10 protein-coding genes are annotated in these 9825 nt (G+C 66.4%); 9 read left to right on the top strand and 1 reads right to left on the bottom strand.

Annotated elements, in window-relative coordinates; translation table 11 throughout:
- Positions 1-41: 41 nt before the first annotated feature.
- The 8 genes from Q8P46_11885 (at position 42) to Q8P46_11920 (ending at position 7582) form a co-directional block, all read left to right on the top strand.
- A complete protein-coding gene (locus Q8P46_11885) occupies positions 42-1262 on the top strand; it encodes a phosphoglycerate kinase (protein ID MDP2620853.1) in 1221 nt (406 codons plus the stop codon).
- Between the two features lie 53 nt (positions 1263-1315).
- Complete coding sequence (locus Q8P46_11890) at positions 1316-2353, top strand: class I fructose-bisphosphate aldolase (protein MDP2620854.1); 1038 nt, start codon at positions 1316-1318, stop codon at positions 2351-2353.
- Between the two features lie 9 nt (positions 2354-2362).
- Positions 2363-3004: a thiamine phosphate synthase gene (locus tag Q8P46_11895; protein ID MDP2620855.1), complete on the top strand. Its 642-nt coding sequence runs from the start codon at positions 2363-2365 to the stop codon at positions 3002-3004.
- Positions 3001-3939, top strand: a complete 939-nt coding sequence (locus Q8P46_11900) for a tetratricopeptide repeat protein (protein MDP2620856.1) — start codon at positions 3001-3003, stop codon at positions 3937-3939. Before Q8P46_11895 ends, Q8P46_11900 begins: the two co-directional genes overlap by 4 nt.
- 116 nt (positions 3940-4055) lie before the next feature.
- Positions 4056-4619: an elongation factor P gene (gene efp / locus Q8P46_11905; GenBank protein ID MDP2620857.1), complete on the top strand. Its 564-nt coding sequence runs from the start codon at positions 4056-4058 to the stop codon at positions 4617-4619.
- A 17-nt stretch (positions 4620-4636) separates the two neighbouring features.
- Complete coding sequence (locus Q8P46_11910; protein MDP2620858.1) at positions 4637-5464, top strand: inositol monophosphatase family protein; 828 nt, start codon at positions 4637-4639, stop codon at positions 5462-5464.
- 75 nt (positions 5465-5539) lie between these two features.
- Positions 5540-6550: a flagellar motor protein MotA gene (locus Q8P46_11915; protein ID MDP2620859.1), complete on the top strand. Its 1011-nt coding sequence runs from the start codon at positions 5540-5542 to the stop codon at positions 6548-6550.
- A 3-nt stretch (positions 6551-6553) separates the two neighbouring features.
- Positions 6554-7582 (top strand): peptidoglycan -binding protein, encoded by a 1029-nt coding sequence (locus tag Q8P46_11920; GenBank protein MDP2620860.1) that lies wholly within the window; start codon positions 6554-6556, stop codon positions 7580-7582.
- Between the two features lie 2 nt (positions 7583-7584).
- Here Q8P46_11920 and Q8P46_11925 read toward each other — a convergent pair whose 3' ends face one another.
- Positions 7585-9408 carry an ABC transporter transmembrane domain-containing protein gene (locus Q8P46_11925; protein MDP2620861.1) on the bottom strand — a complete coding sequence of 608 codons (1824 nt, stop codon included), beginning with the start codon at positions 9406-9408 and terminating at the stop codon, positions 7585-7587.
- 171 nt (positions 9409-9579) lie between these two features.
- Here Q8P46_11925 and rpmE point away from each other — a divergent pair, with 171 nt between their 5' ends.
- Complete coding sequence (gene rpmE, locus Q8P46_11930; GenBank protein MDP2620862.1) at positions 9580-9804, top strand: 50S ribosomal protein L31; 225 nt, start codon at positions 9580-9582, stop codon at positions 9802-9804.
- Positions 9805-9825: the final 21 nt, after the last annotated feature.

Below are 9825 nucleotides of genomic sequence, written 5' to 3' on the forward strand. Positions count from 1 at the left end.
GCGCCGGCACATCCGCAACCGAGCAGGAGGGCGATCGATCATTGACGCGGGCAAGGACCAAGCGATTCAGGACGCTTGACGCGCTCGATGTCGCCGGCAAGCGGGTTCTGGTGCGCGTCGACTTGAACGTGCCGATCAAGAATGGCGCCGTCGCCGACAACGGCCGTATCGAGCGCATCCTGCCGACCTTGCGGGAACTCGTCGCCAAGAAGGCGACGGTGGTCCTGTTGTCCCATTTCGATCGTCCAAAGGGCAAGGTGGTGCCGGAAATGTCGCTGGGGCCGGTCGCCCAGCCGCTCGCCAGGGCGCTCGGCTCGTTCGTGACCTTCGTGCCCACCACCTGGAACGACGACCTCGCCGAATGCGCCGTCGCCGAGGCTGGGCCCGGCGACGTGATCATGTTGGAGAACACCCGCTTCCATCCGGGCGAAGAGAAGAACGACCCGGAATTCGCCCGCAAGCTGGCCGGCCTCGGCGACGTCTTTCTCAATGACGCCTTCTCCGTCTCCCACCGCGCCCACGCCTCGACCGAAGGCGTCGCCCATCTCCTGCCGAGCGCTGCCGGCCGCGCCGTGGAAGCTGAGATCGCGGCGTTGGAGCAGGCCTTGACCGCCCCCGAGCGGCCGCTTTGGGCGATCGTCGGCGGCGCCAAGGTATCGACCAAACTTGGTCTGCTCAGCAATCTGTGCCGGATCGTCGACGGCCTGATCATCGGCGGCGGCATGGCCAACACCTTCCTCGCCGCCCAGGGCAAGCTGGTCGGCAAGTCCCTGTGCGAGCACGATCTGGCCAATGCCGCGCGCGCCATCCTGAAGGAATGCGCGGAGGCCGGCTGCGAAATCGTGCTGCCGATCGACGCGGTCGTCGCCGAGCATCTCGCCGAGGGAGCGAAAAGCGCCAGCGTCGGCATCGACAAGGTCGGCGCCGACGACATGATCCTGGATGTCGGACCGCAAAGCGTGGTCGAGCTCGACCGCCGCCTGGACTCTGCCCGCACCCTGGTGTGGAATGGGCCGCTGGGCGCCTTCGAGGTTGCCCCCTTCGATGCCGGCACCAGCGCGGTTGCCCGCCACGCCGCGGCGCTGACCAAAGCCGGGCGGCTGGTCTCGATTGCCGGCGGCGGCGATACGCTTGCGGCCCTGCGCACGGCCGATGTGATCGACGATTTCTCCTATGTCTCGGCGGCCGGCGGCGCATTCCTCGAATGGCTTGAAGGCAAGGAACTGCCTGGCGTAAAAGTGCTGATGAACCAGACACAATGAATTTTGGCGGCAGGCCGGAGCTGAGGCCGGCGCCGTGAATCAGAGGAAGACCGATGACTGAGAGACTGGACCAAAACGCCGCCGCTATGGTCGCGCGCGGCAAAGGCATTCTCGCCGCCGATGAGAGCTCCGGAACGATCAAGAAGCGCTTCGATACCATCGGCGTCGAATCCACCGAGGACAATCGCCGCGATTACCGGGAGCTGCTTTTCCGCACCGAGGAAGCGCTGCGCAATCACATCTCCGGCGTCATCCTGTTCGACGAGACGATCCGCCAGAAGGCGGCCGACGGCACGCCGCTCGTCGACGTTATCGCGGCGACGGGCGCGCTTCCCGGCATCAAGGTCGACAAGGGCGCCAAGGAACTGGCCGGCGCGCCGGGCGAGAAGGTCACCGAGGGCCTTGACGGCCTGCGCGAGCGGCTTGGCGAATATCGCGAGCTCGGCGCCAAATTCGCCAAATGGCGCGCCGTGATCGACATCGGTCGCCAGGGCGACCACCGTATGCCCAGCCCCTATTGCATCCGCGCCAACATGCATGCGCTGGCGCGCTACGCGGCGCTGTGTCAGGAGGCCGAGATCGTCCCGATCGTCGAGCCGGAAGTGCTGATGGACGGCGATCACGATATCGACCGTTGCGCGGAAGTGACCGAGTATACGCTGAAAGAGCTCTATGCCGATCTGTTCGAGCACCGCGTGCGCCTGGAAGGCAGCGTGCTCAAGCCGAACATGGTCATCTCCGGCAAGAAATGCGCAAACCGCGCCGGCGTCGACGAGGTCGCGGAAAAGACCGTGCGCTGCCTCAAGCGGGCCGTGCCGGCGGCGGTGGCGGGCATCGCCTTCCTCTCCGGCGGCCAATCGGACGAGGAGGCGACCGCGCACCTGTCGGCGATGAACGCGCTCGGGGAATCCCTCCCCTGGCCGCTTTCCTTCTCCTACGGGCGGGCGCTGCAGGCAGCCCCCTTGAAGGCCTGGGGCGGCAAGCGCGAGAATGCCGCGGCCGCGCAGCGCGCCTTCCTGCACCGCGCGCACATGAACGGGCTTGCCACCACCGGCGGCTGGTCGCCGGAACTGGAGCGGCAGGCGGCCTAGCCGGAAAGCATGTCCAGGTCCAAGCCGCGTCTCTATTTGATGCTGCCGCCGGCCTTCGCCCCGGCGGCCCTGGCGCCGGGGTTCGCGGACGCGCTCGCCACCGGCGAGGTGGCCGCGGTTCTCATGTGGCTTGCCGGCGTCGAGGATGCGCCCTGGCAAGAGGCGGCGGCGGTGCTGTTGCCGGTCGCGCATGCGCGGGGAACGCCGCTTCTCATCGGCGGCAATGGCGAACGCGCCCAGCGCCTTGGCGCCGACGGCGTCCATCTTGAGGCAAGCGCCGAAGAGCTACGCGCAGCGCACAAGGCCCACGCGCCGCGCCTGATGGTCGGCGCAGGCGGCCTTGCCACTCGCCATGAGGCGATGCTGGCTGCCGAGACCGGCGTCGACTATGTCTTGTTCGGCTCAGCCGACCCGGCGCGCGAGCGGGCGATTCCGGCCGCGACCATTCGCGACCTCACCGAATGGTGGAGCGAACTCTTCCAAGTCCCTTGCGTGGTCTCGGCCGCCGGCCCCGAAGAGGCCGCGGCGCTCGCCGCCGCCGGCGCCGACTTCATCGCCGTCGGTGAATGGGTGTGGGCCGATCCGGGCGGCCCGGCCGCCGCCATCAAGGCATTGAGCGGATGCCTGCAAGACATGGCGGTCGCGCCATGACCCGGCTCACGGCCATATTCCTGCTGGTGACCGCGCTTCTTGCCGGCTCGGCCGGCGCGGCGGCGCCGGAGGAAGAGGTCAAACAGGAGGATAAGGCCTATACCGCCTTCCAGCTTGGCCGCTACCTGACCGCCCAACGCGAGGCCCTACCGCTGGCGGAAAAAGGCGACCGGGCAGCCCAGACGCTCCTCGGCGAGCTGTACTCCAAGGGGCTCGGCGTGCGTCTCGACTTCGGCGAAGCCGCGAAATGGTACCGTCTTGCCGCCGCCCAGGGCGACCGCGAGGCGCAGTTCGCTCTCGGGCTGTTGCTGCTGAACGGCAAGGGCGTCAAGCGCGACGCGGAGGAGGCTATTCGCCAGCTCCAAGGGGCGGCGGACCAGGGACACGATCTGGCGCAATACAATCTCGGCCTGCTCTACGTCGAGGGACTGGTGGTCGCGCGCGACGTCGCCAAGGCGGCGCAATATTTCAGGGCTGCGGCTGAGCAGGGCCACGGCGAGGCGCAGTACGGTCTCGGCACGCTCTATGCCGAGGGCGCCGGCGTGCCCCGCGATCCGATGGCGGCAGCCCAATGGATCGGACGCGCGGCGGAAAAAGGAATTTCCGACGCCGAGCTTGATTTCGGCATCTTGGTCTTCAAGGGGCGCGGGGTGCAAAAGGACGAGGCCCGCGGCGCTGCTTTTCTCCGGCGCGCCGCCGAGCACGGCAATCCGGTCGCCCAGAACCGTATCGCCCATCTCTACGTGAACGGCCGCGGCGTTCTGATCGATCCGGTCGAGGCTGCAAAGTGGCACTTGATCGCGCGCCAGGAAGGCAAAAGCGACACCTGGCTGGACGGTTACCTGGAAACCTTGTCGAAGGAGCAGCAGAGCAAGGCCGCGGCAGCCGCCAGGGATTGGCTGCGCGCGCGCCACGCCGGTTTCTTCGACGGGTGATCCGGCTGATCCGTTCGTGAAGGCTGCCGACGCGCCCGCACCGGTGCTTTTTGGATGCAGCGGCCAAGAAGACCTGCTAGAGCCCTGCGCGAACCATCCCTACATGCGGTTTGACAATGAAGATCAACGGCAACGAAATCCGGCCCGGCCATGTCGTCCAGCACAAGAGCGGCTTGTGGGTGGCGGTCAAGTGCCAGGCGGTGAAGCCGGGCAAGGGCGGCGCGTTCAATCAGGTGGAGTTGAAGAACCTGATCGACGGCACCAAGCTCAACGAACGCTTTCGCGCCTCCGAAACGGTCGAGCGGGTGCGCCTCGAGCAGAAGGACTATCAGTTTCTTTACGCCCAGGGCGAGCAGCTCGTGTTCATGGACCTCGACACTTATGAGCAGCTCGAGATCGCCAGCGACTTTATCGGCGACCGCGCAGCCTTTCTGCAGGACGGCATGACCGTGACCGTCGAAAGCCACGAGGGCCAACCGATCGGAATCTCGCTGCCCGACCAGGTGACGCTGCAGGTCGTCGAGGCCGAGCCGGTGGTCAAGGGACAGACGGCGTCTTCCTCCTACAAGCCGGCGGTGCTGGAGAACGGCGTCCGAGTGATGGTGCCGCCCTTCATTTCTGTCGGAGAGAAGATCGTCGTCGACACCAACGAGCTCAGTTACGTGCGCCGAAGCGAGTAGCAACCCGGAATCTGCACATGGCCCGTTCCGCCCTCATCAATGTCATGATCCAGGCCGCCCGCAAGGCCGGCCGGACGCTGGCGCGTGACTTCGGCGAGGTCGAGAACCTCCAGGTCTCGCTCAAGGGGCCGGGCGACTTCGTCAGCGCCGCCGACCTGCGGGCGGAGAAGATCCTGATCGAGGAGCTCGGGCGGGCACGGCCTGGTTATGCGATTCTCACCGAGGAGACCGGCGCCATACCCGGCCACGACAAAACCCACCGCTGGATCGTCGACCCACTCGACGGCACCACGAACTTCCTGCACGGTTTCCCGCTGTTCTGCATCTCGATCGCGCTCGAGCGCGAGGGCCAGCTTGTCGCCGGGGTGATCTACAACCCGGTCCTCGACGAATTGTATACGGCCGAGCGCGGCAAGGGCGCCTTCCTCAACGACCGCCGCATCCGGGTCGCCGCGCGCACCTCCCTCTCCCTGGCCCTGGTGACCATAGGCATTCCACACTCCGGCCGCGGCGCCCACGCGCTGATGCTGCGCGAGCTTGAGGTCGTGATGGGCAAGGTCGCCGGGCTGCGCCGCACCGGCTCGGCGGCGCTCGACTTGGCTTTCGTCGCGGCCGGGCGCTGCGACGCCTTCTGGGAGCACGGGCTGTCGCCGTGGGATTTGGCGGCCGGAATCCTCATGGTTCGCGAGGCGGGCGGGTTCGTCACCGATATTGGCGGCGGCGACACGATGCTCAAGACCGGCGACATCCTCGCCGGAAACGAGACCATCCATCGCGATCTCCTTGACGCATTGAGAAGCGCAGCGGGCGCTAGGTCACGCCCGCCCGTTGCGTCCTTGCCATAATAAGGCCAATAAATTGCCGGTTCTTTTCAGCGCTGTTTCGCGCTATCAGTTGGCCAGAATTGGAATCTTTGTCGCATGGCCGCACAGACGGATTCGCACAAGCTGTCCAGCCCGCAGACCTTTCTGTGGCGGATGATTGTCTTCCTGATTATTGCCGGATTTATCGCGGCAATTCTCTATCCGCAGGTGCATTCCGCCTTCATGTCCAACCCGGGGCTGAATGGCCTGATCATCGGCGTTCTCCTCATCGGCATCGCGTTTGCCTTCCGCATGGTGATTCGGCTGTTTCCGGAAGTGCACTGGGTAAACAGTTTCCGCGTCGCCGACCCGGGCCTGGAGCTGACGCGCTCACCGGTGCTGCTGGCGCCGATGGCGATGATGCTGCGCGATCGCATTGGCCGGATGATGCTGTCTGCGCCGGCGATGCGCTCGATCCTTGATTCCATCTCCATGCGCCTCGACGAGGCCCGCGACATCTCCCGCTATCTGATCGGGCTGTTGGTCTTTCTCGGTCTTCTCGGCACCTTCTGGGGACTGCTTCAGACGGTGAGCTCGGTCGGCCAGACTATCGCCTCGCTCGACGCCGCCGCCACCAATACCGGGGTCATCTTCGAAGACCTCAAGGCCGGCCTGCAGGCGCCGCTCGCCGGCATGGGCACGGCGTTTTCCTCGTCGCTGTTCGGTCTTGCCGGCTCATTGGTGCTCGGCTTTCTCGACCTGCAGGCGAGCCAGGCGCAGAACCGCTTCTACAATGACCTCGAGGACTGGCTGTCGACGGTCACCGACCTGACGCCGGCCCAGATCGCGGGCGAACGCGAGCAGCCGGAAATGGCGAACCTCGCCGGTATCCAGAAGAGCATCGAGCAACTTGCCCGATCCATGTCCGATGGCGGCGGCCCGACGCGCGGCGCCACGGCGGCGATGGCGCAACTTGCCGAAGGCATCCAGTCGCTGATCCAGCACATGCGCGCCGAACAGCAGATGATCCGCGAATGGGTCGAGGCGCAGGCGGATCAGCAGCAGGACGTTAAGCGCATGCTTTCGACGCTCGGAAGCCGTGCCAAGGAGCGTGAGAAGCAGGGTTAGTCAATGGCAATCGCACGTACAAGGCGGCGGGAAGGCGGCGCCAATTATTGGCCCGGCTTCGTCGACGCGATGGCTACTCTGCTGCTGGTCATCATATTCCTCTTGTCGATGTTCATGCTGACCCAGTATTTCCTCAGCCAGGAAATTTCCGGCCGCGATACCATCCTCAACCGGCTCAATTCGCAGATCGCCGAGCTCACCGAGCTGCTGGCGCTGGAGCGCGCCGGCAAGAAGTCCGTCGAGGAGACGCTGGCCGCGCTGCAGGACAGCCTCGCCGGCACCGAGGCCGAGCGCGACCGCCTGCAGGGCCTTTTCGACAATCGGGCCGCCGACGCCGGCCAGGCCGGCGATCGAATCGCCGCCTTGACCACCCAGCTCGACGAGGAAAAACGGATCAGCGTCTCGGCCCTTGCCAAGGTCGAGCTGCTCAACCAGCAAATCGCCGCCCTGCGCCGGCAGCTGGCGGCGATCGAGACGGCACTCGAAGCCTCAGAGGTCCGCGACAAGGAGAGCCAGGTCAAGATCGCCGACCTGGGGCGCCGCCTCAATGTGGCCCTGGCGCAGAAGGTTCAGCAGCTCGCCCGTTACCGATCCGACTTTTTCGGCCGGCTGCGCGAGATCTTGAGTCAACGCGCCGACATCCAGGTGGTCGGCGACCGGTTCGTGTTTCAATCCGAGGTGCTGTTCGATTCCGGCTCGGCCGAAATCAACCCGGCCGGCCGCGGGGAGCTGCAGAAACTCGGCGTCGCTCTTCTCGAGTTGGAGGAGGAGATCCCGCCGGACATCGCCTGGGTGCTGCGGGTCGACGGGCACACCGACGCGCGGCCGATCCAGTCGGCGCGCTTCCCCTCCAACTGGGAACTGTCGGCCGCGCGCGCCATCTCGGTGGTCCGTTTCCTGATGGACAAGGGCGTCTCGCCGACCCATCTCGTCGCCGCCGGGTTCGGCGAACACCAGCCGATCGACCCAGGCGCCGACGCGGAGGCCATGCGCCGTAATCGCCGCATCGAACTGAAGCTGACCGAGCGCTGATCCTATTTGGCCGCGACCGACGCGGGCTCGGCGCCGAACTGCAGCTTGGCAAGCCGGCCATAGAGCCCGCCTTTGCGCTGCAAGCTCTCATGGTTGCCCTGCTCAACGATGCTTCCGGCGTCCATGACCAGGATGCGGTCGGCCTTCTGCACCGTCGCCAGCCGGTGGGCGATGACCAGCGTGGTGCGCCCCTCCATGAGCCGCTGCAGCGCCGCCTGGACCGCGGTCTCGCTTTCCGCGTCGAGCGAACTGGTCGCTTCGTCGAGCAGCAGGATCGGCGCATCCTTCAGAATCGCGCGGGCGATGGCGATGCGCTGGCGCTGACCGCCAGACAGCGTCACCCCGCGCTCCCCGACAGGGGTCTCGTAGCCATCGGGCAAGGGAGCAACGAACTCGTCGACGAGCGCCGCGGCGGCCGCCTGCCGGACCTCCTCCTCACTTGCCTCGGGGCGACCGAACTGGATGTTCTCGGCGATACTGGCGGCAAAGATCGCCGTCTCCTGCGGCACCACCGAGAGACGGGAGCGGACGTCCACAGGGTCTGCTTCGTCGAGCTTGACGCAATCGATGGCGATGCGGCCCGATTCCGGGTCGTAATAGCGCAGCAGAAGATGAAACAGCGTGCTCTTGCCGGCCCCCGAGGGGCCGACAATCGCCACCGTCTCGCCCGGCGCGACCTTGAACGACACGCCGCGCAGCACCGTCGCATCCGGACGCCCGGGATAGGAGAACTTGACACGATCAAAGACGATCTCGCCGCGCGCTGGCACCGGCAGCGGCTTCGGCTGCGCCGGCTTCTTGATCTCCGGCTCGACCGCCAGCAATTCGGTCAGCCGTTCCGCCGCGCCGGCGGCCAGCGACAGCTCGCCCCAGACCTGGCTTAGCTCGCCCATGGCGCCAGCGGCAAACACCGCATAAAGCACGAACTGCGACAGCGAACCACCGGTGAGGCGGCCGGCGAGCACGTCCTGGGCGCCGTACCACAGCACCGCGACGACGCTGGCAAAGACCAGCGCGATGGCGCCGAAGGTCAGCGCAGCGCGGGCGCGAACCGCGGAGCGGGCGGCGCCGAACGCTGTCTCCACCGCGCGCGCGAAGCGGCCCGTCGCCGTCTTCTCGTTATTGAACGCCTGCACCGCCCGGACCGCGCCGATCACTTCGCTGGCATAGGAGGTCGCATCGGCCAGCGTGTCCTGCGCGATCCGCGAGCGCCGGCGCACAGCGCGCCCGAAGCCGACCAGCGGCAGCACGATTACGGGAAGAACGGCCAGCACCAGGCCGGAGAGCCGCGGGCTCGTCACCACCATCATCACCACCGCGCCGACGAGCAGGAACAGATTGCGCAACGCGATCGAGACGCTGGCCGCGACCGCCGACTTGATCTGCGTCGTATCGGCGGCAAGCCGCGAGATCACCTCGCCCGACTGGGTGCGGTCGAAGAAGGCCGGCGACAGGGCGAGGATGTGGCCGAACACCTCTCTGCGCAGGTCGTTGACGACCCGCTCGCCCAGCCAGGTGACGAAATAAAAACGCGCCGCGCTCGCCGCCGCCAGCACCAGCACCACAGCCATCATCATGCCGAAATACTGATTGACGAAGGCCGCATCGGCGGCGGAGAAGCCATGGTCGATGACGCGGCGCACCGCGAGCGGAATGGCAAGCGTCGCCGCCGAGGCGACGAGCAGCGCCACCAGGGCTGCGAAGATGTGGCCCTTGTAGCGGGCAATGAAGGGGTGCAGCGTCAGCAACGGGCGCACGCGCGCGCGCCCCGCTGCGGGGCGGCCGGCGCCTCCGGCCTCCTCGTTCGACCTCAGTCCTCGTGGCATGGGTCCTTACATCCCCTCCCTACAGCAATAATCGGCTTCTTATAAACCGCTTTAGGCCACGCGCATCAAGACTTACGCACAAGGCCGACCCAACCGCCCCTTGTGCGCTCATGCGGCCTGCGTTATAGGGTCGCGCAATCTCTTTGCAATTCTGCCCGCAGAGCTTAAGCGATGAAGAAAGACATTCATCCCGACTACCACCAGATCAAGGTCGTCCTGACCGACGGGGCGGAGTATATGACCCGCTCCACCTACGGTGTGGAGGGCGACACGCTGACGCTCGACATCGACCCGAAGACCCATCCGGCCTGGACCGGCGGCGGCCAACACCTTGTCGATCGCGGCGGACGGCTGAGTCGGTTCAAGAAGAAATACGAAGGCCTGCTCGGAAGCTAGGGTCGTAAGACCGACCTAACG

Source organism: Hyphomicrobiales bacterium (assembly GCA_030688605.1).
GTDB lineage: Bacteria > Pseudomonadota > Alphaproteobacteria > Rhizobiales > NORP267 > JAUYJB01.

Excerpts from the sequence above, each read along its gene's own strand:
- Q8P46_11890 (MDP2620854.1), top strand. The coding sequence starts at position 1,316 with ATGACTGAGAGACTGGACCAAAACGCCGCCGCTATGGTCGCGCGCGGC.
- Q8P46_11895 (MDP2620855.1), top strand. The coding sequence starts at position 2,363 with ATGTCCAGGTCCAAGCCGCGTCTCTATTTGATGCTGCCGCCGGCCTTC.
- Q8P46_11900 (MDP2620856.1), top strand. The coding sequence starts at position 3,001 with ATGACCCGGCTCACGGCCATATTCCTGCTGGTGACCGCGCTTCTTGCC.
- efp (MDP2620857.1), top strand. The coding sequence starts at position 4,056 with ATGAAGATCAACGGCAACGAAATCCGGCCCGGCCATGTCGTCCAGCAC.
- Q8P46_11910 (MDP2620858.1), top strand. The coding sequence starts at position 4,637 with ATGGCCCGTTCCGCCCTCATCAATGTCATGATCCAGGCCGCCCGCAAG.
- Q8P46_11915 (MDP2620859.1), top strand. The coding sequence starts at position 5,540 with ATGGCCGCACAGACGGATTCGCACAAGCTGTCCAGCCCGCAGACCTTT.
- Q8P46_11920 (MDP2620860.1), top strand. The coding sequence starts at position 6,554 with ATGGCAATCGCACGTACAAGGCGGCGGGAAGGCGGCGCCAATTATTGG.
- Q8P46_11925 (MDP2620861.1), bottom strand. The coding sequence starts at position 9,408 with ATGCCACGAGGACTGAGGTCGAACGAGGAGGCCGGAGGCGCCGGCCGC.
- rpmE (MDP2620862.1), top strand. The coding sequence starts at position 9,580 with ATGAAGAAAGACATTCATCCCGACTACCACCAGATCAAGGTCGTCCTG.